Genomic DNA, 24,190 nt, shown 5'->3' with positions numbered 1-24,190 from the left:
CATAGCTGGCCGTCGTAGGCCTGTCATGAGCACTTTCGCCAATCGAAATGGCAGTGCGCGTCATTACCCGCCCCCGGAACGAACGGCTATGGTTACAGGTCACATTAACCTGGACACGAGCAGCCATTGCTGGCTCTGATCGTCCGGAACAACAACACCTCCAATACAACGACACCACCAGAGGAAACACCATGAGCACCGAGGCCTACATCTTCGATGCAGTGCGCACCCCACGAGGTCGGGGCAAGAAAGACGGCGCCCTGCACAGCGTCAAACCCATCTCGCTGATGACCACCGTCCTCAAGGCCTTGCAGGAAAGAAACCGGCTGGATACCGGCCAGGTCGACGACATCGTCATGGGCTGCGTCACCGCCGTCGGTGATCAGGGCGCAGACATTGCCAAGACCGCGGCACTGGCTGCGGATTGGGACGAAGTTGTCGCGGGCGTCACCCTGAACCGGTTCTGTGCCTCCGGCCTGGAAGCGGTCAACCTGGCAGCCATGAAAGTCCGCTCCGGCTGGGAAGACCTGGTGGTTGCCGGCGGTGTCGAAGCCATGTCACGGGTGCCCATGGGCTCCGACGGCGGTGCCTGGGCGATGGACCCGGCCACCAACCTGCATACCGGCTTCATGCCGCAGGGCATTGGCGCCGACCTGATCGCCACCCTTGAGGGCTTCAGCCGGGAGGATGTCGACAATTTCGCGGTCCGCTCCCAGCAAAAAGCCGCCCATGCCTGGGAAAAGGGCTACTTTTCCCGTTCAATCATCCCGGTGACCGACCAGAACGGCGTCACCATCCTGGACCGGGACGAGCACGTCCGCGGTAACACCACCCTCGAATCCCTGGGTCAGCTCAAGCCCTCCTTCCAGATGATGGGTGAAATGGGCTTCGATGGCGTCGCCCGCGAGAAGTACCACTACGTGGAGAAGATCAATCACGTCCACCATGCCGGTAACTCCTCCGGCATCGTCGATGGCGCCACCGCTATGCTGATCGGCAGCGAAGCCAAGGGCAAGGCCCTGGGGCTGACCCCTCGGGCGCGTATTGTGGCCACCGCCGTGACCAGCACCGACCCAACCATCATGCTCACCGGTCCGGCTCCGGCCGCCCGCAAGGCCCTGGACAAGGCCGGCATGAGCGCCGACCAGATCGACCTGTTCGAAGTGAACGAAGCGTTCGCCTCGGTGGTGATGCGGTTCCAGCGGGAGCTGTCGGTGCCTGATGACAAGGTGAACGTCAACGGCGGCTCCATCGCCATGGGACACCCTCTCGGGGCCACCGGCGCCATGATCCTTGGCACCCTGCTCGACGAACTGGAGCGGCGCGACCAGCGCTTTGGACTCGCCACCCTTTGCGTGGGCGGCGGCATGGGTATTGCCACCATCATTGAGCGTTGCTGAGCCGACACCTGATTCTGAGAGGAGAACCGATCATGAGTGCTATTCGTTACGAACTGGGTGCCGACCAGATCCTCACCCTGACCATTGATATGCCGGGACAGTCCGCCAATACCATGAATGCGGCGTTCCGAGATGCGCTGAACGACACCGTTGAAAAAGTAAAGTCCGACCTGGACAACCTCAGCGGTATCATCGTCACTTCCGCCAAGAAGACCTTCTTCGCCGGCGGCGATCTCAATGAACTGCACCAGGTGACCCGGGAGCAGGCCGGGGAGTTCGAGGCCATGGTAAACGGCCTGAAAGCCAGCATGCGGGCCATTGAAACCTGCGGCAAGCCGGTGGTTGCGGCGATCAACGGCAGCGCCCTGGGAGGCGGCCTGGAGATCGCCCTGGCCTGCCACCACCGGGTGGTGCTGGACGACGACAAGATCCAGCTGGGCCTGCCCGAGGTCACCCTGGGCCTGTTGCCCGGCGGTGGCGGCACTCAGCGGCTGCCGCGGATGATTGGCCTGGAGGCCGCCTTCCCCTACCTGATGGAAGGCAAGAAAGTGAACCCTCAAGCGGCCCTGAAGGCCGGCATCGTCGAGGAACTGGCCAGCTCTCCGGACGAGCTGATCAGCAAGGCCAGGGCCTTTATCCAGGCCAACCCGACCAGCCAGCAACCGTGGGACAAGAAAGGCTTCAAGCTGCCCGGCGGTGCCCCCCATCACCCGGCGATGGCCCAGAAGCTGGCCATTGCCCCGGCCATGCTCAAGCAGAAGACCAAGGGCTGCTATCCGGCGCCGGAGCGCATCCTGTCGGCGGCGGTGGAAGGCTGCCAGGTGGACTTCGACAACGGCAGCCTGATCGAAACCCGCTACTTCACCGAGCTGGTGGTGGGCCAGGTGGCCAAGAACATGACCGGCACCTTCTGGTTCCAGCTCAACGCCATCAAGGCCGGCGGCAGCCGTCCCCAGGGCGTGGCCCAGGAAACCTTCAGCAAGGTCGGCGTACTGGGCGCCGGTATGATGGGCGCCGGCATTGCCTATTCCACGGCAACCCGGGGTATCGACGTGGTGCTCAAGGATGTGTCGGTGGAGAATGCCGAGAAAGGCAAGGGCTACTCCGAGAAACTGCTGGCCAAGAAAGTCAGCCGCAGGCGCATGACCGAGGACCAGAAGGCGAGCGTCCTCAACCGCATCAAGGCCACCGACTCCGCCAATGACCTGGAAGGCTGTGACCTGATTATCGAAGCGGTGTTCGAGGACAGCGAGCTGAAGGCAAAGGTGACCCAGGAAGCCGAGCCCAAGCTGGTCGGTAACGGTATCTTTGCCTCCAACACCTCCACCATTCCCATTACCCAGTTGGCGGAAGCCTCCGGTAAGCCGGAGAACTTCATCGGGCTGCATTTCTTCTCGCCGGTGGACAAGATGCAGCTGGTGGAAATCATCGTGGGCCAGAAGACCTCCGATGACACCCTGGCGCGAGCCTTCGACTACGTTTTGCAGATCGGCAAAATCCCCATCGTGGTCAACGACAGCCGCGGCTTCTTTACCTCCCGGGTGTTCGGCACCTTTGTCAACGAAGGCATCGCCATGCTCGCCGAGGGCGTCCACCCCTCCAGCATCGAGAATGCCGGAGTACTGGCCGGCATGCCGGTGGGTCCGTTGGCCATCTCTGACGAAGTCAGCCTCACCCTGATGCAGCACATCCGGGCCCAGAGCAAAAAGGACACCGAGGCCGCCGGCGGCACCTGGGTACCGCATCCCGCGGAGGCTGTGATTGACCGGATGGTTGAGGAGCAGGGTCGCAAGGGCAAGGCGGCCGGTGCCGGCTTCTACGAGTATCCCGACCAGGGCAGGAAGTACCTGTGGCCGGAACTGGAAAAGCTGTTCGTCGATCCGGACAAGGCCCGCCAGGTGAACCTCCAGGACCTGAAGGACCGGATTCTGTTCATCCAGGCCATCGAGACGGTACGCTGCCTCGAGGAGGACGTGCTGCGCTCGATCGAAGACGCCAACATCGGCAGCATCTTCGGCATCGGCTACGCCCCCTGGACCGGCGGCGCCGTCCAGTTCATCAACCAGTACGGCGTCCGCGCGTTTACCGAGCGGGCGAAGGAGCTGGCGCAGCAGTATGGCGATCGCTTCGCGCCACCGGCCCTGCTGCTGGAGAAGGCCGAAGCCAACACACCGTTCTGCTGAGCGGCGTCCAACCTGCGCGGTGCCAGGCACCACGCGGATCAAGGCGGGAGCGACCGGGTCGCTCCCGCCTTGCCCTTCCCCTTGTGATCCGGGCCCCACGCCCCCATTGACAATTACAGGCTTGCCCATATCACACGGCTGCACCTGCCCGGATGATGGACATATTGTCACACAGCGATACCGGCGGACTATGGCAACCGATCAGGCGCTTGCCTACAATGAATGGCAAGGAGTCGCCGAACAGCTCCTCAAGAATCACTGATCTGGCCCTGGCACACCTCCGCGCAGGCAGCCCCGTGCTCCGGTTTTGCAGAAGAGCCCAAGAATCTGACAGGATCTCCGGTACGCATTGACCAGCCAACAGGTCTGCCGGAATCGAAACGAAGAATCAGGTACCAAAGATGACTAAGATGGCGGAACGCTTCAAACTCCGTGGGGATCACTCAAGCCAGGGACGCCTCGGCCAGCTCGGCCGCGCATTGACCGTTGCCTTGCTGATGGCGCCCGTGGCGCTGCCAGCCAGCATTGACCGGGAGGCCGCATACGAGCCAGTGAGCCCAACGGTGGACCAGGCCCGGGCCAATATCCTGATCGCACGTCAGCTGCAGTTCACCCATTTCCGCGATCAGTCCATCGACGACATGCTCTCCAGCGAGGTCTTCGACGCCTACCTGGAGTATCTGGATGGCCAGCGCATCTACCTGACCCAGGAAGACCTGCAGTTCTTCGAACCGGTCCGCTACCGCCTCGGTGCCGCCCTGAAAACCGGCCAGCTGCAACCGGGCTTCGACATCTACAATCTGGTTCAGCAACGCATCATCGAACGGCTGGAATTCGCCCTGTCGGTGGTGGAGTCAGGCATCGACAAGCTGAGTTTCGACACCGACGATTCGCTGCTGCTGGATCGCTCGGAGGCCGACTGGGTGGCCAACCGGTCCGAGCTCGACCGGCTCTGGATCAAACGCATCAAGAATTCGATTCTGGCCCAGCGTCTCAGCGGCAAGGACGATGAGCAAATTGCCGAATCCCTTCAGCGCCGTTATGAGAGCCAACTGAACCGCACCAGCCAGGTCCGCAGCGAGGATGCCTTCCAGGCCTACATGAACGCCTTTACCGGCCTGTGGGACCCGCACACCTCCTACTTCTCTCCCCGCACCTCGGAGAACTTCAACATCAACATGAGCCTGTCCCTGGAAGGTATCGGGGCCGTGTTGCAGTCCGACAATGAATACACCAAGGTGGTAAGGCTGGTGCCCGGCGGCCCGGCGTCCAAACAGGGCCAGCTGCAGCCGGCGGACCGCATCGTCTCGGTGACCCAGGAAGACGAAGACACCCCGGTGAACGTGATCGGCTGGCGCCTCGACGAGGTGGTGGACCTGATCCGCGGCCCCCGGGAGTCGGTGGTCACGCTGGAAGTCATCCCTGCCAATGCCTCTGACGAGACCATGACCCGTTCCATTTCCATCAAGCGGGACAAGGTGAAGCTGGAGGAACAGAGTGCCAGCAGCGAGGTCATCGACCTGCAAAGGGATTCCGGCAACTACCGGATTGGGGTGATTACCATCCCGACCTTCTATGCCGACTTCCGTGCCATGCAGCAGGGCGACCCCAACTACAAGAGCACCACCCGGGATGTCCGTGCCCTGATTGAGTCGCTCGAAGATCAGGATATCGACGGCCTGGTCATTGACCTGCGCAACAATGGCGGCGGCGCCCTGCACGAGGCCAATGACTTGGTCGGCCTGTTCATCGACGAAGGCCCCACCGTGCAGATTCGCAACTCCAACAACGACGTCCAGGTGCTGACCGACCAGGATCCCTCCGTCGCCTACGACGGTCCGCTGGTGGTGATGGTCAACCGCATGAGCGCCTCCGCCTCGGAAATTTTTGCCGGCGCCATCCAGGACTACGGCCGGGGCCTGGTGGTGGGCTCCCAAACCTTTGGCAAAGGTACCGTGCAGGCGGTGCGACCGCTGAACCACGGCCAACTCAAGATCACCCAGTCCAAGTTCTACCGGGTGTCCGGTGGCTCTACCCAGCACAAGGGGGTGATGCCCGATATCGCCATTCCCTCCCGGGTGGACACCACCCGGATTGGCGAGGACGCCCTGGACCACGCCCTGCCCTGGGACCAGATCGAGGCGGTGCCCCATACCCGCTATTTCGATTTCAGCGGCATCATCGACCAGCTTCGAGCCAATCATGCCCAGCGGTTTGCGTCACACCCGGAGTTTCAGCTGCTGCAGCGGGAGATTGACTTCCTGGAGGAGCAGCGCGCCCAGGATTCGGTCAGCCTGAATGCCGAGTTGCGCGCCGTGCAACAGAGTGAAATCGAGCAAACCCGCCTGGCCATTGCCAACGCCCGTCGCAAGATTCGTGGCGAGGAGGCCTTCGCTTCCCTGGAAGAGCTGGAGGACTGGCAGGAACAACAGGCGGCGAACCCGGATCGCCAGGACGAGGAGCTGGACTTCATCGTCCGCGAAGGCGGCCATATCATGGCCGACATGCTGGAGCTGGACCAGCGACTGGCCTCTATTGATTCGTTAAGCACCATGGCCGCCAAGGCAAACTGATAGCCTCATCCCGGAAGGGCCAGAACAGACTCGTAGACAGGGTGTATGTCCAAAGACGACGACAAGCAACGAGCCCGCGCCCTGGAAGGGCTTCTGATGGACGCCATGCACGCCATGGCGTCCATGGAACAGGTAGAACATCTCACCGAGGACCTGAGCGGGGAGCAGAAGGCCTCCGGCAGTAAACGGCGCGAATCCCCCCCACCCAAGGCATCCGCACGGGAGGACGACTCCCTGATGGAGCGGCTCGCCGGTATCACCGGTTCCGCCCTGCGCTTCGCCTCCCGGTCCACCGATACCTCCCTCAAGGTGGGCAAGGCACTGATCAAGTCCCAGGACCAGCTGCGCATGATGCTCGCCGCCGGACAGTCCCTCAGCGACATTCGCCAGGTACTGGGCCTGACCCTCAGTGAGATGAGCGAGGCCCTCAACCTCAAGGACAAGTCCATCCTGGAGGCCATTGAAAATGGCACCGCCACCCTGTCCTTCGAGCTGATCCTGCGACTGGCGGCACTGGTCGCCCGCAACGACCCCATTCCCTTTGTCCTGCGGACCGCCCGCACCTACAACCCGGAGGCCTGGCAGGTCCTCAATGACTGGGGCGTGGGGCGTCTGCCGCTGCAGTTTGAGCGGGAACGGCAGTTCATCAATATCTTCCGCAGCCACGACGACGCCCGCCACCTGTCCGATGAGGGCTTCAAGAAGGTGCTGGAGTTCACCCGCCGCAGCTTCGAGATGTCACTGCACTTTGTGGAAGAGCAGGAGCAACAGGCGGCGGCGCTGAAGGCCCGGTTGGAGGCGGAGTTCCAGCAGAAGACCGAGGCCAGCGCCAGCGACAAGCACAGCCGCCGGTCCAAACGCAACGCCTGAGATCCGCTACCCAAACAAACGCGCCATGCCCTCGCAGTCGGGCCGTTCAATCACCCCACGCTCGGTCACAATGGCATCGATCAGGGTCGCCGGGGTGACGTCGAACACCGGATTGAACACCGCCACCCCCTCCGGCGCCAGGGCTTCACTGCGCACCTGACGCACCTCGGTACCCTCCCGCTCTTCAATGGGGATGGCCTGCCCGCTGTCCAGTGACATATCCACGGTGCTCGAAGGTGCCACCACCATGAAACCTATCCCGTGGTGCCTTGCCAGCACCGCCAGACTGTAGGTACCGATCTTGTTGGCCACATCGCCATTGGCGGTGATCCGGTCGGCCCCCACAATGACCCATTTCACATCGCCCCGAGCCATGATCCAGGCTGCAGCACCGTCGGCGTTCAGCGTGACCGGAATGCCATCCCGCTCCAGCTCCCAGGCCGTCAATCGGCTTCCCTGCAGCCAGGGCCGGGTCTCGTCGGCGTACACCCGATGCAGGCGACCGGTTTCGTGCAATCGGCGAATGACCCCCAGCGCAGTGCCATAGCCTCCGGTGGCCAGCGCCCCGGTGTTGCAGTGGGTTAAGACCGAGAAGGGTGCTTCCTCCGTCATCACGGACAGGGCATGGTCGGCCATCGCCAGGTTGGCCGCCAGGTCTTCCGCATGGATCTGCTCTGCCGCCGTGGCCAGCTGCTGCCGCGCCTGGTCAACGCTGGCGCAACGATCGAGCACCTGTTCCATGCGATTGAGGGCCCAAAACAGATTCACCGCCGTTGGCCGGGAACCCGCCAGCACAGCCATGGCCTCGGCGATGTCCTCGCGCCAGCGATCGATCCCGGCCTGCCGAGCCGCCAGGACCACGCCATAGGCGGCGCTGATGCCGATCGCCGGCGCACCGCGGACCACCATATCCCGGATACTGTCTGCCACCGCTGCGGCACTGTCGAGGGCCAGCCAACGCTCCTCTCCGGGCAGCAGGCGCTGATCCAGCAGCTCCAGGCAATGCCCCTGCCATCGGATCGCGACCGTTCCCAGGGCGCGGTTCGGCTCGGCGGGGCTGGTGGCTTGGGAACTGTCCGGCATGTTGCTACTCCAGATTTGGTTAGAAATACGGGTCGACTGGCAAGGGCGCCAGTATAACCGGTTTTCGCAGCCGGGCAGGTCTCAATTGTCACCAGGCTGGTGACGCCCGGGCGCGGTGGTTATACTTTCTGGCCAGAATTTTACTTTAGCGTGCGCCATTCAGGCCATGGATGGGGGAGCGGAGAGCATGAGGACAAAGGCAACAGAATGATGGCAGAGACGATCGTGGCAGCAGATATTCGCATCAATGCACGCTGGGTCATCCCCATTGAACCGGCAGGCGTGGTGCTGGAACAGCAGGCGCTGATGATTCAGGGCGACCGCATCGCCGCAGTGATCGACCAGGCCGAGGCCGATCAGCGGTACCGGGCCAAGGAAACCATCAACCTGGGTCAGCACGTGCTGCTCCCGGGGCTGATCAACCTGCACGGTCATGCCGCCATGTCCCTGTTCCGGGGACTGGCCGACGACCTGCCGCTGATGACCTGGCTGAACGATCATATCTGGCCGGCGGAAGGCCGTTTCGTGGACGAAGCCTTCATCCGGGACGGCACCCGACTGGCCATCGCCGAAATGCTGCGCACCGGTACCACCAGCTTCTCGGACATGTACTTCTTCCCGGAAGTGGCCGCCGAGGTTGCCCATGACGCTGGCGTCCGCGCGCAACTGTGTTTTCCGTTGCTGGATTTCCCCACCATGTGGGGCTCCGGCCCGGAAGACTACCTGCGCAAGGGGGCGGCACTCATTGAACGGTGGCAAGGGGATGCCTTCATCATGCCCGGCATTGGTCCCCACGCCCCCTACACGGTCTCCGACGGCCCGCTGCGGGAAACCCTGGAGCTGGCGATGTCGCAGCAAGTGCCCATCCAGATCCACCTGCATGAGACCGCCTTCGAGGTGAGCGAGGCCCTGGAGAAAACGGGCCGGCGCCCGACCCAGCGGCTGGCGGAACTGGGGCTGCTGACCCCCAACACCCAATGCGTCCACATGACCCAGATTGACGATGCCGATGTCCGGTTGTTGCAGTCCTCCGGCGCCCACGTTGTGCACTGCCCCGAATCCAACCTCAAGCTGGCCAGCGGCCAGTGCCCGGTGGGCCGGCTGCAGCGGGCCGGGGTCAATGTGGCCATTGGCACCGACGGCGCCGCCAGCAACAATGACCTGGACCTGTTCGGCGAGGTGAAATCCGCCGCCCTGCTGGCCAAGGTCGTCGCCGGTGACGCCGCGACCCTGTCCGCCCACGAGGCCCTGGCCATGGCCACCATTAACGGCGCCCGGGCGCTGGGTCGGGCCGAGGAACTGGGCACCCTGGAAGCCGGCAAACTGGCGGACGTGATCGCGGTGGACCTGAGCGATCCGTTCCTGCAGCCGGTCTATGATCCGGCCTCTCACCTCGTATACAGTAGCCACAGTCGGCAGGTGAGCCACAGCTGGATCAATGGGGTTCCCCAGGTCCAGGACGGTCGGCTGACCCGAATTGACGTACCGGACCTGATGCTGCGAGTGCAGGCCTGGTCCGACCGAATCCGAAACCAACCGGCCGGGTAACGGTGACAGACGCATCCGCAAGCCCGACCGACTGACGCCAAACTGGAAGCAACCATGAGCAACCAAAACGTCGACCGTAACGAAGTGGCCAAGTTCGAAGCCCTGGCCAGCCGCTGGTGGGACCCCACCAGCGAGTTCCGGCCGTTGCACGAAATCAATCCCCTGCGCCTGAACTATATCGACGAACGGGCCTCCCTGGCGGGCAAGACAGTGCTCGATGTCGGCTGCGGCGGCGGCCTGCTGTCGGAAGGCATGGCCCAGCGCGGTGCCCACGTGACCGGCATCGACATGGGCGAGGCGCCGCTGAACGTTGCCAAGCTGCACGGCCTGGAGTCGGGCGTCAAGGTGGACTACCGGCAGACCACGGTAGAGGAGTTGGCCGCAGACCCGGAACAAGCCGGTCGGTACGATGTGGTCACCTGCCTGGAAATGCTGGAGCACGTGCCGGACCCCGCTTCGGTGGTCAACGCCTGTGCCCGGATGCTGAAGCCCGGTGGTCACCTGTTCGTCTCCACCATCAACCGGAATCCCAAGTCGTTCCTGTTCGCCATCGTTGGTGCGGAATACGTGTTGGGGATGCTGCCCAAGGGCACCCACGAATGGCGCAAGTTCATTCGCCCATCGGAAATGTCCAACTACCTCCGTCAAGCCAGGCTCGACATCCGCGATCTCACCGGCATGACCTACAACCCCATCACCAAGGCCTACCGCCTGGGCCGGGATGTGGACGTGAACTACCTGATGCACGCGGTGGACAGCCGCAAGGATGAGAGCGCCTCGTGAGCCCCGCACCGTCCGCCGTGCTGTTCGACCTGGATGGCACGCTGATTGATACTGCCCCGGATTTCATCCGCTGTCTCAATAAGCTTCGAGTGCAACGGGGGCTGGGCGCCCTGCCCCCCGAGCACATCCGTCCTTCCGTCTCGAACGGTGCCCGGGCGATGATCGAGGTGGGGTTCGGGCTGGTGCCGGAAGATCCGGATTACCAGGAATACCACACCGCGTTCCTCGATCTGTACGAAGCCGGGGTCGCCGAGGAAACCCAGCTGTTTCCCGGCATGGCGGAACTGCTGGACTGGCTGGAGGAGACGGCGATTCCCTGGGGCATCGTCACCAACAAGCCAGAGCGCTTCACCACCCCCCTGCTCCACGCCCTGCAACTGGACGAGCGCTGTGCCGCGGTGATCTGCCCGGACCACGTGGCCCAGCGCAAGCCCCACCCGGAGTCGTTGATGCTGGCGTGCAAGCAAATCGGGGTGGACGCGGCTAGCGGTATCTACGTAGGCGATCACCGTCGTGACATCGAAGCCGGCCGCAACGCCGGCATGACCACCATTGCCGTGCGGTACGGCTATATCGAGCATCCCGAGGAGGTCGATTCCTGGCAGGCCGACCTGGTGGCCGACACGGTCAGCGACCTGACAAAGCTGATACAATACCGCTAGTTTATCCGCCCAACCCAGATTGCCGTATCGGAGAGCCACTATGCAGGATTACCAAGCACCGGCCGATTTGCTGAAGGATCGCATCATCCTGGTCACCGGAGCCGGTAGCGGTATCGGTCGCGTTGCCGCCAAGACTTACGCGGCCCACGGTGCCACCGTGATTTTGCTGGGCCGCACCACCTCGAAGCTGGAAGAGGTCTACGATGAGATTGAGGCGGCGGGGCACCCGCAGCCAGCCATCGTGCCCCTGAACCTGGAGGGCGCAGCCGTCAAGGAATACGAAGAGATGGCGATGACCATCGAGGAAACCTTCGGCCGCCTCGATGGCGTACTGCACAATGCCGGTATTCTGGGCACCCGCAGCCCGGTGGAACTGTACGACCCGGAAACCTGGAACAAGGTCATGCAGGTCAATGCCACGGCGCCGTTCCTGCTGACCCGGGCGGTCATTCCGCTGTTACGCCAATCCGACAGCGCCTCAGTGATCTTCACGTCCTCCGGCGTCGGCCGTCGCGCCAAGGCCTACTGGGGCGCCTATGCGGTCTCCAAGTTCGCGCTGGAAGGCCTGAGCCAGCTATTGTCGGAGGAGCTGGACGACGACCGCCACAACATCCGGGTCAACAGCCTCAACCCCGGGGCCACCCGCACCAACATGCGGGCCCACGCCTACCCGGCGGAAAACCCGCAGCAGAACCCCGCCCCCGAGGAGATCATGCCCATTTACCTGTACCTGATGGGCCGTGACAGCGACGGGGTCAACGGTCAGCAGTTGGACGCCCAGCCCAAGTAACCGGACAGCCCGACCTATGGAATTGATCTTCTACACCACCGCCCAGTGCCACCTGTGCGAACTGGCCGAAAACCTGCTGATCAATACCCCGCTTTCCCAGCCGATTCCGGTGGAAGCGGTGGATATTGCCCAGTCGGAAGCACTGGTGGCCACCTACGGCACCCGAATTCCGGTACTGCGCCGCAACGATACCGGCGCCGAGCTGGACTGGCCGTTTGACCGCGATCAATTGCTGGACTTCCTGCGCCCCGGAGCCTGACACCAGCCCAAGTCATCGAATACTTAGAGGATGCGCCCATGCTGATGGTGATTTCACCGGCCAAGACCCTGGACTATGAAAGCCCCCTGGCCACGGAGGCCTACACCCAGCCCGAGTTCCTGGACGACGCCTGTGAACTGGTGGACCAGCTCAAGGCACTGGCCCCGGACCAGATCAGCAATCTGATGAAGATCAGTGACAAGCTCGGCCAGCTCAACGCCGAGCGCTTCCAGGCATGGCAACTGCCGTTTACCCCGGACAACGCCCGCCAGGCCGTGCTGGCCTTCAAGGGCGACGTCTACACCGGCCTGGACGCCGGCAGCTTCGACGAAGGCGACCTCGAGTTCGCCCAGCAGCACCTGCGTATGCTGTCCGGCCTGTACGGTATCCTCAAGCCCCTGGACCTGATGCAGCCCTATCGGCTGGAAATGGGCACCCGATTTGAAAACTCCCGCGGCAAGGACCTCTACGCCTTCTGGGGCAACCGGATCACCGAGGCCCTGAACCGTCTGCTGGCGGAGGATGACGGGGTACTGGTCAACCTGGCGTCCAACGAATACTTCAAGAGCGTGCGCAAGAAAGCACTGAATGCCCGCCTGATCACCCCCCAGTTCAAGGACTGGAAGAACGGCCAGTACAAGATGATCAGTTTCTACGCCAAGAAGGCCCGCGGCCTGATGTGCCGGTACGCCATCCAGAACCGCATCACCCAGGCGGACGACCTCAAGGGGTTCGACCTGGAGGGTTACCGGTTCAGTGACGAGCAGTCCGACCGCGACAACTGGGTGTTCCTGCGTAAAGAATCCTAACCTCCGGAGCAAGCAATGAACGAAGCAGTCTTTTCCCAACTCGCCCTGGCGGTGCTGTTGACCGCCCTCATCGGCTGGATGGGCTTTATCGTCTGGGACCTGGCCAAGAAATCCCAGGCGGGCCGGTTCGGCACCATCGCCCTGTTCACCGTGCTCGGTGCCGGGGTACTCGGCTTTATCATCAAGACCGTACTGGTCGAAATCATGCAGATCTAACGCTTTACGGCCACCCAGGGTGGCCGTATCATCCCGCGCCCTTTTCCGACCACACAATAACGAGGATCCAATCATCATGTGGTTTCGCAACGCCCGTGTATTCCGATTCACCAAGCCCTTCGACATCACCGCCGAGGCGCTCGAAGAGAAACTGCAGGAAGACGCCTTCAAGCCGTGCGGCCCCCAGGAAACCTCACGTCAGGGTTGGGTCCCGCCCCTGGGCAAGCATGGCGAACAACTGGTGCACAGCGCCGGCGGCTACCACCTGATTACCCTGCGCAAGGAGGAAAAGATCCTGCCGGGGCCGGTGGTGAAAGAACTGGTGGAAGAAAAAGTGGAGGCCATCGAAGCCGAGCAGCATCGCAAGGTTCGCCGCAAGGAGAAGGACGAGCTCAAGGAGCAGGTGATGTTGGAGATGCTGCCCAAGGCGTTTTCCAAGAACCGCCGCTGCTACGCCTACCTGGCACCCAAGGACGGTTTCCTGGTGGTCGACGCCGGTTCCGCCAAGCAGGCCGAGGAACTCGCCTCCACCCTGCGCAAGAGCCTGGGATCGTTGCCGGTACGGCCGCCCGCGGTGGAGCAGGCGCCAGCCTTTACCCTCACCGGCTGGCTCAACGAAACCGTCGACCTGCCCGCCACCCTGACCCTGGGCACCGAGTGCGAACTCAAGGACCCATCCGAGGACGGCGGCGTGGTGCGGTGCAAGGGCCTGGACCTTCAGGGGGACGAGATCCGCAACCATCTGGAGGCCGGCATGCAGGCCACCCGGCTGTCGCTGACCTGGGAGGACACCCTGTCCTTCGTGCTGGATGAGGAACTGGGCATCCGCCGCCTCAAGTTCGGCGACACCCTGCAGGAAAAGCTGGATGACGTGGACGCAGACGATGCCGCCGCCCGCTTTGACGCCGCCTTTTCCCTGATGACCCTGGAACTGGCCCGCCTGATTCCGGGGCTACTGGAAGCCCTGGGGGGCGAGGACCGCTCTGCCATCGTGGAAGCCGCCTGATCCCCCTACCCGGTCAGTGGGACGCCGCCCCCAGGCGTTCCCGCTGCCATTCTTTCTCCGGCTCGTTGAGCACCAAACGCAGGTCCATGACCTCTTCCTCCCGGTTGTAGGTCACCTCAAACCCCAGGTGCTCGGCCAGTTGGAGCATCGGACGGTTGTCCGGCAGGACATTGCCCACCATTTCCACGGTGCCGCGGGCACGGCAATAATCGATCATCTTCTGCATCAGGGCGGCCCCCAGCCCCTCCCCCTTCATCTTGTCGTCGACCATCACGGCAAATTCGCAGCGCAGGTTGTCGGCGTCGGTCCAAACCCGCACCGTGCCCAGGGTTTCCTCGCCCTCGCCATCCTCCCGAGGGGCATTGGCAATGAACACCATCTCCCGGTCGTAGTCGATCTGGACCATCTGGGCCACGTCCTCGCGGGAGAAGTGCTTGCGGAACTGGAAGAAACGATAGCGGATGGACTCCGGCGACTGTTTCTGATGGAACACCCGGTGCGCGGGTTCGTCCTCCGCCAGCACCGGCCGGATGATGACCCGGCGCCCGGACTTGGGCAGCATGATCCATTCCTCCAGTTCCCGTGGATAGGGCTGGATAATCGGCCGCCCCGGTTGCTCGGACAGATCGATGGCAACATCGACGGCCACCGTGCCCTGCTCATTGAACAACAGGGGAGAGATCTCCAGCCCCTTGATCTCGGGAATGTCGATCACAATCTGGGACAGGGTCACCAGGGTTTCCGACACCGCCCGGATGTCCTCCTCCGGGCGGAAGCTGTACTCCTGCAGCAGCTTGAACATGTAGGTACGCCGCAACAGCTCCCGCGCCAGCACCATGTTCAGCGGCGGCAACGCAATCTGGCGGTCTGTCGCCACGTTGATCTGGGCACCGGCGGCGCCACAGACCACCAAGGGGCCAAAGTTGGCATCCCGGGTAATGCCCACACTGAAGGCGATGCCGCCAACATGCTGGTAGGCGTGCTGCACCGCAAAGCCGATAAACCCGCTCTCCGGAAAGTGCCGCCGGTACTCCTCCATCAGTGACCGGCAGGCGTCCATGATCGCCGCTTCGCTGTTCAGGTCATGGTCGGTCGCCTTGTACCGGCCCCGGCCAGTCCGCTGCTCCAGGAAAGGGTGACAGGACGCCTCGTGGATCAGGGTGACGTTCACCGGGCGCCGCTCCACCGAAAACACCTCGATCACCTCTTCCATGTCGTCGCAGTAGTGGGTGTCGATGGTGGCCACGCCGTAGTCCCGCAACACCTCCCGGGCCTCGCGGTTGGACAGATGCCGGCGGCCGGCCTTCAGGGCCCGCAGTATCAGTTTGCGGGTTCGGGAATGGTCGGCAAAGTGGTCGGTAAAGGACTCCGGGGTCTCGGTGAGCAGGCGTTGCACCCGCTGGTGATTGATATGCTGCATGAAGGCCTTAACCGCTTTCTCCGGCGCAAAGAACGAGGGGATCCCCGCCCGGTAGAATTCGTCGCGGGCGTCCATCACCGTGCTCTGCCCCAGCCAGCAGGTGAAGACGTTGAGCCGGGTCCCCTTCACCGCTTCCACCACGGCATCGGCAATCTGCAAACTGTCCTCGGTCAGGCTTGGGGCATACATCACCAGCACATTGGAGACTTCCGGGTCCCTGGCCAGGATCTTGATGGCCCTGGCATAAAGCTCCGGGGACGCATCGTAGTTGAGATCGATGGGGTTTCGGCGGGTCCAGTACTGCGGCAGCAACTGCGCCAGTTCCTCGATGGTATCCTGCGACAGGCTGGCGAGCTGACCGCCGGAATGGGCCAGCCGGTCCACCGCCAGGACCCCCGGCCCGACCCCGTTGGCCATTATTGCCAGCGACTCCCGCCGCAAGGGCCGCATCCGGGTAAGGGTTTCGAGGGCGTCGAACATCTGCCCCAAGCCATCCACCCGCAGGACACCGGCCCGCTGCAACACCGCATCAAAAATCGGGTCGGTCCGGTACAACCCCGCAGGCAACTCATAGGGCAGCCATTCGGACTCCGGCACCCGGCCGCTTTTGACGGCAATCACCGGCTTGGTGCGCGAGGCCACCCGCACCGCCGACATGAAGCGCCGGGCATTGGGAATGTGTTCGATGTGCAGCAGGATCGCCCGGGTCTTGCTATCCTGGGCCAGGTAATCGATCAGGTCATCGAGATCGATGTCCATACCATCGCCGAGCGTCAGGAAGTAGGAAAAGCCCACCCCCCGGGCAAAGGCCCAGTCGATCACCGAACTGGCAATGGTGCCGGACTGGCCAATAAACGCCACCTTGCCGGGGATCGCCCCCATATGGGCATACGTGGCGTTGAGGCTGCGGGCGGGCACCATCAGGCCAATGGTGTTGGGCCCCAGAACCCGGATACCCGTTTCCCTGGCCGCCTCCCGCACTGAAAACATCAGTGGCTGACCGGTCTTGCTGTGCTCCCGCGACATGCCCCCGGTCATCACGATGGCGGTGCGTACACCGGCTTCTCCCAACCGCCGGATCATTTTCGGTACCGTGTCCGGTGGCGTACAGACAATTGCCAGGTCGGGAGTAAATGGCATCCGCGACACCTTCTTCACACAGGGCACCCCGTGCACATCGTCGTAGTCGTTCTGGTTTACCACCAGCAGCCGGCCAGGGTAGCCGCCGCCCATCAGGTTGCGCAGCACCATGCCGCCCAGGCTGTCGGCGCGTTCCGAGGCCCCCAGCACAACGATTGAAGTCGGGTTGAACAGGCTTTCCAGATAGCGGGTACCCAAGGTTGGGGCTCCTTGCGAAGGGATCGATCCGGAGCGTATGAGGAGCTCCTTGTTCTCCCTTATCTTAGGCGTTCATTGGTTGATGTAAACCGGGGTATCCCCCTACCTCACGGCCACAGGCGCGGGCATCCCTACGACCAAAGAAAGTCGGCATGCTCCGGACATCCCTGATACCATGAAAAAAAACAGGACCGATCCGGCCCGTCTCGGATAAAGGCCGTCTGCAGAGTCTCGAACCAATCATGACAACAGCGTTTTTCTCACACGACGATTGCGCCAAGCACAACATGGGCCGGGAACACCCGGAATCACCGGAACGGCTGTCCGCCATCATCAGCTACCTGGCCGACACCGAGCTGGCGCAGCGGCTGGACTGGATCAAGCCAGACGAAATCACCCGCGACCAGCTGCTCTCGGTCCATCCAGAGCGGTACCTGCATCAACTCGACGTGATGCAGCCCACCCAGGGCCGCGTCTTTACCGATCCCGACACGGCGCTGATGCCCGGTTCCCTGCGGGCCGCCCGATTGGCGGCCGGAGCGAACCTGCAGGCTGTGGACATGGTACTGAGTAGCCAGGTCACCAACGCCTTTGTCTGCGCCCGTCCGCCGGGACATCATGCCGAACGCGCCAAGTCGATGGGCTTCTGCTTCTACAACAACATTGCCCTGGCGGCCATGCGCGCCCTCAACTTCCACCGGCTCGAGCGTATTGCCATCGTGGATTTCGATGTGCACCAGGGCAATGGCACGGTGGATGTGGTGCAGGGGGATGAGCGCATCCTGATGTGCTCCAGCTTCCAGCACCCCTTCTATCCCCACTCCCACAGCCACAGCATGGCGGACAACATCGTCAACACCCCCATTGCGGCGGGCACCTCCGCGGCGGAATACCGCAAGCGGGTGGAGACCGATTGGCTGCACCGGTTACAGGACTTCAGGCCCCAACTGGTTCTGGTTTCGGCGGGGTTTGATGGCCACCGGCTGGACCCGATGGCAGAGCTGAATCTGGAAGCGGACGACTACCGCTGGCTCACCGACATGCTCACCAGCGTCGCCCACGACCACGCCAATGACCGCCTGGTATCAACGCTGGAGGGCGGCTACCACCTGACCGCACTGGCCCAGAGTGTCACCGCCCATCTGGCGGGGCTGGCCCGCGTCGGCTGACCAGTACCGTACTAGCCGTTGCGGGGCTCACCGCCGTAGCCATTGGCCTGCTGCAGCTCCGGGCGGTCGCCCTGGCGCTGCAGCCGAATGGTGGTGCGGCGGTTGTCCGCCGGTCGGGACGAGGCCGGGTATCGCTCCCCATGCGCCCGCACGGTGAGCATGTCCTCGGGCACCCCCCGCGCCTTCAGATAATCGGCCACCACATTGGCCCGCTCCTCGGACAGCGCCCGGTTGCGGATGCGACTGCCAAGCCGGTCCGAGTGACCATCCACGAACACCCGCTCCACGGTGCTGTCGGCCTGGATGTAGAGTGCGATGTCGTCCAGCAGGGACCGGTCCGCCTCGGACAGGCGGGCACTGTCAACGGCAAAGGGAATCCGCGAACGCTGGATCTGGTCATAATTCACCGGTAACAGGCCGCCCACGCATTGCTGGTAGGCGCTGTATTGGGCCGCGAAGTTAATGTTGGACACCCGCACCCGAACCGGCTCGCTGCCATACCAGGCCGCCCGGGTTACGGTCGGCACCATGCCCTCGAGCAGGCCCCGCACCAGCTGGTGGGTCTGCCTGGGGGGGATGGCAACCGGCCGGCTGCCATCCGCCACGGCCACCGTTCCCACCGGACGGGGTGCCAATCCCGGTCGCCAGGCCGGGGCCTCAATCACCAACTGCCCCCGTCCCGGCTTCATCAGGGGAAGGGACGGCTCCAGGAAGAACCGCAGCGATTCGCCGGCCCGGTGTTGAAAGACGGCCTTGCCGTAGCCGGGGACATCGTGACTCAGGGTGCAGTCGAACACCGACTCCGACAGGTACCACTGGCTGTTTTCGATACCCGCGCCGTAGACGCCGGCCAGGGCAGGCACCGAAACCAGGGACAGGGTTGTAGCGATCGCAAAGTTCTTGAACATGGGCACAGGCCTGAAGCTACCGGGTTACCAACCGGTTAACGGCCTGAACCCGTCAACCTTTAGGGCGCCGCTGACGAAATCCGCCGGTCACCGGCACAGTGCAACCAATCAAATCCCGCATCTGGTATACTCTCGCCGTTCGCGAACCACCTGCAGGAAGGCTCCCATGACCGATACCCTGACCATTACTCGCCCCGACGACTGGCATCTGCACGTCCGTGACGGCGCCATCCTCAAGGATGTCGTGCCGGCGACCGCCCGGTGCTTCGGCAGGGCCATCATCATGCCAAACCTGGTGCCACCGGTGGTGAATACCGAGCAGGCCCTGGCTTATCGGGAGCGCATTCAGGCCGCCATTCCCGAGGGTAACGCCTTTACCCCGCTGGTCACCCTGTACCTGACCGAGGCGACCACCGCGGAGGACATCCGGGAAGCCAAGGCCGCCGGCATTGTGGCGGCCAAGCTGTACCCGGCTGGTGCCACCACCAACTCTGCCTCCGGCGTGACCGACATCCGTCGTATCGACCCGGTACTCGAGGCCATGGCCAAGTGCGGCATGCTGCTCCTGGTTCACGGTGAGGTGACCGACCAGGACATCGATATCTTCGACCGGGAAAAAGTCTTCCTGGAGCGGGTCCTGGCACCAACCCTGGAACGCTTCCCCAACCTGAAGGTGGTGCTGGAACACATCACCACCGCGGATTCCGCGCAGTTCGTCCAGCAACACAACGGCGACAACCTGGCTGCCACCCTCACCCCGCAACACCTGATGTACAATCGCAATCACATGCTGGTGGGGGGCATCCGTCCGCACCTGTACTGTCTGCCCATCCTCAAGCGCAATCGCCACCAGCAGGCGCTGCAGGATGCGGTGGTCAGTGGCAACCCACGCTTCTTCCTGGGCACCGACTCGGCACCCCACGCCCGCGACCGCAAGGAAACTGCCTGTGGCTGTGCCGGCTGCTACTCGGCATACGGTGCCATTGAACTGTATGCGGAAATCTTCGAAGACCTGGGCATTCTCGACAAGCTGGAAGCCTTTGCCAGCTTCAATGGCGCCGATTTCTACGGTCTGCCCCGTCACCAGGACACCATTACGCTGGTCCGCGAAGCCTGGACCATGCCCGACAAGTTGCCACTGGCCGATGGAGAAATCGTGCCGCTGCGTGCCGGCGAACCCCTGCGTTGGCGCCTGGCCTGACCGGCCACCCCGCCCTGTAGGCACATCAAAATCTAGGAGTTTAAGTGACTGACGAAACCCAAGCCCCCCACCCCATGGCAACCCGTTTCCGGGGCTTTCTGCCGGTGGTGGTGGATGTGGAGACCGCTGGCTTCAATCCACGAACCGATGCGTTGCTGGAGGTTGCCGCGGTACTGCTGACCATGGACGAGGATGGCACGCTGCGTCGCACCGAAACACACGTCCAGCACATCGATCCGTTTGAAGGCGCCAACCTGGAGCAATCGGCTCTGGATTTTACCGGCATCGACCCCTGGGACCCGGAGCGGGAAGCCGTGCCGGAACGGGAGGGACTGAGTGAAATTTTCAGCCCGATCCGCAAGGCGGTGAAGGCCCAGGACTGCAAACGGGCGATCCTGGTGGGCCACAACGCCACCTTCGACCATACCTTCCTGTTTGCGGCGGCGGCACGGGCGGACATCAAGCGGAATCCGTTCCACCCCTTCTCCACCTTTGACACCGCCACCCTGGCCGGACTGGCCTATGGCCACACGGTGCTGGCCCAGGCCTGCAAACTGGCCGGCATTCCGTTCAACAACAAGGAAGCCCACTCGGCGGCCTACGATGCCGAGAAAACGGCAGACCTGTTCTGTGGCATCGTGAATCGGTGGCAGGAACTGGGTGGCTATCCGCCCCCGCAGCTGGCTGAGCCGGATTCCGAATCCTGACCGACCGTGCTCCGGCACTTCAGCATAACCCGCCTCATTGACTGAACCGTCCCTGGGTTCCAGACACTAAAAAACCCCGCCGAGGCGGGGTTCTTCAGATCTGAGATCAACGCCTGGCTTACAGGGCTTCGGCGTTCTCGCTCAGGTACTTGGCAACCCCTTCCGGAGAAGCATCCATCCCCTTGTCGCCCTTGTTCCAGCCGGCCGGGCACACTTCGCCGTGCTCTTCGTGGAACTGCAGCGCGTCCACCACACGAACCAGCTCGTCGATGTTGCGGCCCAGCGGCAGGTCGTTCACGATCTGGGAACGGACCACGCCATTCTTGTCGATGACGAAGGCGCCACGGAACGCCATGCCACCCTCGGACTCAACGTCGTACGCCCGGCAGATGTCGTGGTTCATGTCAGCGGCCATGGTGTAGCCCACTTTGCCGATACCACCCTCGTTTTCCGGGGTGTTACGCCACGCGTTGTGGGTGAAGTGAGAGTCGATGGACACACTGATCACTTCCACGCCACGGTCGCGGAACGCGTCCATGCGACGGTTCAGGGCGATCAGCTCAGACGGACATACGAAGGTGAAGTCCAGTGGGTAGAAGAAGATGATGGCCGGCTTGCCCTTGATGGCATCCGCCAGGTTGAAGTCGTCGACGATGGAGCCATCGCCCAGGACGGCGGGAACGGTAAAGTCAGGAGCAGGTTTGCCTACGAGTACGCCCATTGTTCGATCTCCGTTGGGTGTTGGATTGAGGTTAAGGCCCGGCCAGGCGCCGGGCTGAAGAAAACTGGGTATCGGTTGATGTGTGGCTGAATTCGCCTATTTCAACCCGACACCGGGCACTATACACAGCCAGCGATGTCAGCTCCATGTCCGCTTGAGTGAAATTGGCCATTGGTAGCATTGGCCGCAGTATCCCAATAAAAAAGCCTCGCCGGAGAACCGGTGAGGCTTGGAGAAACGGATGGCCCAACAGCGAACTGTCGGGGTCAATGCTTACCAGTAGATGCCGCGCATAATGGCCGCAAAGGCTACCTGTTCGGTGGACACTTTCGGCTTCTCACCGGACCTGGACCCAGCGGCGGCCGCGGAATCCGGGAACATCCGGTAGCCGGTGTTCATCACGATCTCACCCATCTTGGGGGCCAGGGCATGGAGCACCTGGGCAAAGATACCCAGCCGGGTGGCAATGCGCTTGGGACGGTAGACAATGGCATCCGCCACCATCTGGGCCGCCTCGTCCGGGGTCAGCGTGGGTACCGAATCGTAGATCTTGGTGGGGGCGATCATCGGCGTCTTCACCAGCGGCATGTTGATGGTGGTGAAGGTCACGTTACGATCGGACCACTCCGCCGCCGCACAGCGGCTGAAGGCATCCAGTGCCGACTTGGAAGCGACGTAGGACGAGAACCGCGGCGCATTGGTGAGCACCCCGATGGACGAGATATTGACCACATGGCCGCGACGCTGTTCCAGCATGCTTGGGGCGAAGCCCATGATCAGGCGAACCGCACCGAAGTAGTTGAGCTGCATGGTGCGCTCGAAATCGTGGAAACGGTCAAACGACAGGGCCAGTGACCGACGGATGGAGCGGCCGGCGTTGTTCACCAGTACGTCGACGTGGCCATGGTTATCCAGCACGGTCTTCACGAACCGGTCGCAATCCTCCATGTCGGAGAAATCGCACTGGTAAGCATGAATGTTGCCACCCCGCTCTTCCAGCTCGGCGGCCACCTCGTCCAGCTTCTCCTTGGTGCGGGCGCCGATGACCAGAATGGCACCGGCGTCCGCCAGTTTCTGGGCCGTGGCCAGGCCGATGCCGGAGGTCGCCCCGGTCACCACGCACACCTTGCCTTCCACCGTGCCCTTGAGGGTGCGGTCCTTGAACAGGTCCGGGTCCAGGTTGCGTTCCCAGTAGTCCCAGATCACCGGGGCATAATCTTCCAGACGCGGCACCTCGATGCCGGACCCCTTCAACACACGTTCGGTCTCCCGGGCGTCGAAGCGGGTCGGGTAATTCAGGAAGGACATCACCGACGGCGGGATGCCCAGGTCGTCCAGTACCGCGTTGGTCAGCCGCTGCACGGGCGGCAGGTTCTTCAGACTCTGACGCACGAACGGCGGAATGAAACCAAACATGCGGGAGTCGATGCGCATGGCCATACGGGGGGCGTGGCCAGCGTCGGAGAAGATGTTCAGCACCTCGCCAACTTTGTGGGCGTCCGGGTCCACCAGGTGGAAACAGTTACCATCTTCCCCTTTGGTATGGGCGATGTGATCCATGGCATCGACCACGTAATCCACCGGCACAATGTTCAGGCGTCCACCCTCGATGCCGATCGTCGGCACCCACTGGGGCAAGGCGTGACGGATCTTCTGGATCATCTTGAAGAAATAATAAGGGCCATCAACCTTGTCCATTTCCCCGGTCTTGGAATGGCCGATCACCATGCCCGGACGGTAGATACGGAACGGCACCTTGCAGCTTTCCCGTACCACCTTCTCGGACTCGTGCTTGGTAAGCAGATAGGGGTGATCCAGCTTTTCCGCTTCCTCGAACATGTCCTCACGGAACGTGCCCCGGAACAGGCCGGCGGCGGCAATGGACGATACATGATGGAAACAGCCGGCCTGCAGGTCCGAGGCCGCCTTCAGGGCATTGCGGGTACCCTCGATGTTGGCCACTTGCTGGGCCTCCTCGTCGGCGCCCATGTCATAGACCGCGGCCAGGTGAAAAAAGTGATCGATGTTGCCCTTGAGATCCGTGAGCGTGGAACTGTCGATGCCCAGACCGGGTGCGGACAGATCGCCGATGACCGCAACAACACGCTCGTTGTTAGCCCCCCAGCGCTCCCGCAGCCGGTCCAGTTTCTCCTGGGACTGCTCGCGCACCAGCACATATACCGTGCCGCCTCTTGCCAGCAGCTTCTCAACCAGGAAACGTCCTATGAATCCAGTTCCACCCGTCAGAAAGTAGTTCATGTGTTCATCCATCCTGCATTAGTGCTCTGATTATTGTTCCGCGACGTTTCAGGACTGCGCTCAATCGGTACAGCCTGAGGAGTCGCCTCTCCAAAAACGCTTCGCATTGTACTTAATTGCAGCACTCAAGTACCGAACTTTTTTAGAGCTTTTGCTCTTTAACTTATTGTTTTCACTAGAGTAATAACTCTAACCTCCACCTCCAGACCGGACTGTGAGCTGCGTCCGGATTGTTAACACACCCTCTGAGACTAGCACAGCGCGGGCACCCTGCCGGCCGAGACA

20 protein-coding genes are annotated in these 24,190 nt (G+C 62.7%); 15 read left to right on the top strand and 5 right to left on the bottom strand.

Annotated elements, in window-relative coordinates; translation table 11 throughout:
• Positions 1 to 191: 191 nt before the first annotated feature.
• The 4 genes from R3175_RS01760 (at position 192) to R3175_RS01745 (ending at position 7,026) form a co-directional block, all read left to right on the top strand.
• Positions 192 to 1,400 carry an acetyl-CoA C-acetyltransferase gene (locus tag R3175_RS01760; RefSeq protein WP_318941900.1) on the top strand — a complete coding sequence of 403 codons (1,209 nt, stop codon included), beginning with the start codon at positions 192 to 194 and terminating at the stop codon, positions 1,398 to 1,400.
• 32 nt (positions 1,401 to 1,432) lie between these two features.
• Positions 1,433 to 3,583: a 3-hydroxyacyl-CoA dehydrogenase NAD-binding domain-containing protein gene (locus R3175_RS01755; protein WP_318941898.1), complete on the top strand. Its 2,151-nt coding sequence runs from the start codon at positions 1,433 to 1,435 to the stop codon at positions 3,581 to 3,583.
• A 401-nt stretch (positions 3,584 to 3,984) separates the two neighbouring features.
• A complete protein-coding gene (locus tag R3175_RS01750; RefSeq protein ID WP_413231701.1) occupies positions 3,985 to 6,156 on the top strand; it encodes a carboxy terminal-processing peptidase in 2,172 nt (723 codons plus the stop codon).
• Between the two features lie 45 nt (positions 6,157 to 6,201).
• Positions 6,202 to 7,026 (top strand): XRE family transcriptional regulator, encoded by an 825-nt coding sequence (locus R3175_RS01745; protein WP_318941897.1) that lies wholly within the window; start codon positions 6,202 to 6,204, stop codon positions 7,024 to 7,026.
• A gap of 6 nt (positions 7,027 to 7,032) precedes the next feature.
• Here R3175_RS01745 and mtnA read toward each other — a convergent pair whose 3' ends face one another.
• Positions 7,033 to 8,109 carry an S-methyl-5-thioribose-1-phosphate isomerase gene (gene mtnA, locus R3175_RS01740; protein ID WP_318941895.1) on the bottom strand — a complete coding sequence of 359 codons (1,077 nt, stop codon included), beginning with the start codon at positions 8,107 to 8,109 and terminating at the stop codon, positions 7,033 to 7,035.
• A 207-nt stretch (positions 8,110 to 8,316) separates the two neighbouring features.
• Here mtnA and R3175_RS01735 point away from each other — a divergent pair, with 207 nt between their 5' ends.
• The 8 genes from R3175_RS01735 (at position 8,317) to rdgC (ending at position 14,182) form a co-directional block, all read left to right on the top strand.
• Entirely contained in the window at positions 8,317 to 9,657 is a 1,341-nt protein-coding gene (locus R3175_RS01735; protein WP_318941894.1) for a TRZ/ATZ family hydrolase, read from the top strand.
• 54 nt (positions 9,658 to 9,711) lie between these two features.
• On the top strand, positions 9,712 to 10,440 hold the full coding sequence (ubiG, locus tag R3175_RS01730; protein WP_318941892.1) for a bifunctional 2-polyprenyl-6-hydroxyphenol methylase/3-demethylubiquinol 3-O-methyltransferase UbiG: 729 nt from the start codon (positions 9,712 to 9,714) through the stop codon (positions 10,438 to 10,440).
• The gene (gene gph, locus R3175_RS01725; RefSeq protein ID WP_318941891.1) at positions 10,437 to 11,102 is read left to right on the top strand and encodes a phosphoglycolate phosphatase; all 666 of its coding nucleotides are present in this window, start codon (positions 10,437 to 10,439) and stop codon (positions 11,100 to 11,102) included. Before ubiG ends, gph begins: the two co-directional genes overlap by 4 nt.
• A 40-nt stretch (positions 11,103 to 11,142) precedes the next feature.
• Complete coding sequence (locus R3175_RS01720; protein ID WP_318941889.1) at positions 11,143 to 11,892, top strand: YciK family oxidoreductase; 750 nt, start codon at positions 11,143 to 11,145, stop codon at positions 11,890 to 11,892.
• A gap of 16 nt (positions 11,893 to 11,908) precedes the next feature.
• Positions 11,909 to 12,151 carry a glutaredoxin family protein gene (locus R3175_RS01715; protein WP_318941887.1) on the top strand — a complete coding sequence of 81 codons (243 nt, stop codon included), beginning with the start codon at positions 11,909 to 11,911 and terminating at the stop codon, positions 12,149 to 12,151.
• A 38-nt stretch (positions 12,152 to 12,189) separates the two neighbouring features.
• Positions 12,190 to 12,960, top strand: a complete 771-nt coding sequence (yaaA, locus tag R3175_RS01710) for a peroxide stress protein YaaA (RefSeq protein ID WP_318941885.1) — start codon at positions 12,190 to 12,192, stop codon at positions 12,958 to 12,960.
• A gap of 15 nt (positions 12,961 to 12,975) precedes the next feature.
• Positions 12,976 to 13,176 carry a DUF2788 domain-containing protein gene (locus R3175_RS01705; RefSeq protein ID WP_318941884.1) on the top strand — a complete coding sequence of 67 codons (201 nt, stop codon included), beginning with the start codon at positions 12,976 to 12,978 and terminating at the stop codon, positions 13,174 to 13,176.
• A 76-nt stretch (positions 13,177 to 13,252) separates the two neighbouring features.
• Positions 13,253 to 14,182: a recombination-associated protein RdgC gene (gene rdgC / locus R3175_RS01700; RefSeq protein ID WP_318941882.1), complete on the top strand. Its 930-nt coding sequence runs from the start codon at positions 13,253 to 13,255 to the stop codon at positions 14,180 to 14,182.
• Between the two features lie 13 nt (positions 14,183 to 14,195).
• Here rdgC and R3175_RS01695 read toward each other — a convergent pair whose 3' ends face one another.
• Entirely contained in the window at positions 14,196 to 16,940 is a 2,745-nt protein-coding gene (locus R3175_RS01695; RefSeq protein ID WP_318941880.1) for a GNAT family N-acetyltransferase, read from the bottom strand.
• A 242-nt stretch (positions 16,941 to 17,182) separates the two neighbouring features.
• Between R3175_RS01695 and R3175_RS01690 the strand changes: the two genes are divergently transcribed.
• Positions 17,183 to 18,109: a histone deacetylase family protein gene (locus R3175_RS01690; protein ID WP_318941878.1), complete on the top strand. Its 927-nt coding sequence runs from the start codon at positions 17,183 to 17,185 to the stop codon at positions 18,107 to 18,109.
• An 11-nt stretch (positions 18,110 to 18,120) separates the two neighbouring features.
• Here the strand turns inward: R3175_RS01690 and R3175_RS01685 are convergent, their stop codons facing one another.
• Positions 18,121 to 19,017 (bottom strand): flagellar protein MotY, encoded by an 897-nt coding sequence (locus tag R3175_RS01685; protein ID WP_318941876.1) that lies wholly within the window; start codon positions 19,015 to 19,017, stop codon positions 18,121 to 18,123.
• 166 nt (positions 19,018 to 19,183) lie between these two features.
• Between R3175_RS01685 and pyrC the strand changes: the two genes are divergently transcribed.
• Together pyrC and rnt are read left to right on the top strand one after the other, a co-directional pair.
• Positions 19,184 to 20,218, top strand: coding sequence for a dihydroorotase (pyrC, locus tag R3175_RS01680; RefSeq protein ID WP_318941873.1), 1,035 nt, complete (start codon positions 19,184 to 19,186; stop codon positions 20,216 to 20,218).
• A gap of 74 nt (positions 20,219 to 20,292) precedes the next feature.
• Complete coding sequence (rnt, locus tag R3175_RS01675) at positions 20,293 to 20,925, top strand: ribonuclease T (RefSeq protein ID WP_413231707.1); 633 nt, start codon at positions 20,293 to 20,295, stop codon at positions 20,923 to 20,925.
• A gap of 118 nt (positions 20,926 to 21,043) precedes the next feature.
• On the opposite strand, the gene R3175_RS01670 is transcribed toward rnt, so the two are convergent.
• The gene (locus R3175_RS01670) at positions 21,044 to 21,646 is read right to left on the bottom strand and encodes a peroxiredoxin (protein ID WP_318941869.1); all 603 of its coding nucleotides are present in this window, start codon (positions 21,644 to 21,646) and stop codon (positions 21,044 to 21,046) included.
• A gap of 273 nt (positions 21,647 to 21,919) precedes the next feature.
• Positions 21,920 to 23,905, bottom strand: coding sequence for an SDR family oxidoreductase (locus R3175_RS01665; protein ID WP_318941868.1), 1,986 nt, complete (start codon positions 23,903 to 23,905; stop codon positions 21,920 to 21,922).
• Positions 23,906 to 24,190 lie beyond the last annotated feature (285 nt).

Origin of the sequence: Marinobacter sp. (assembly GCF_033722735.1) — a bacterium.
Lineage (GTDB): Bacteria > Pseudomonadota > Gammaproteobacteria > Pseudomonadales > Oleiphilaceae > Marinobacter.
Note: the sequence above shows the minus strand (reverse complement) of the source record. Positions and strands in the feature narration are given on the sequence as shown.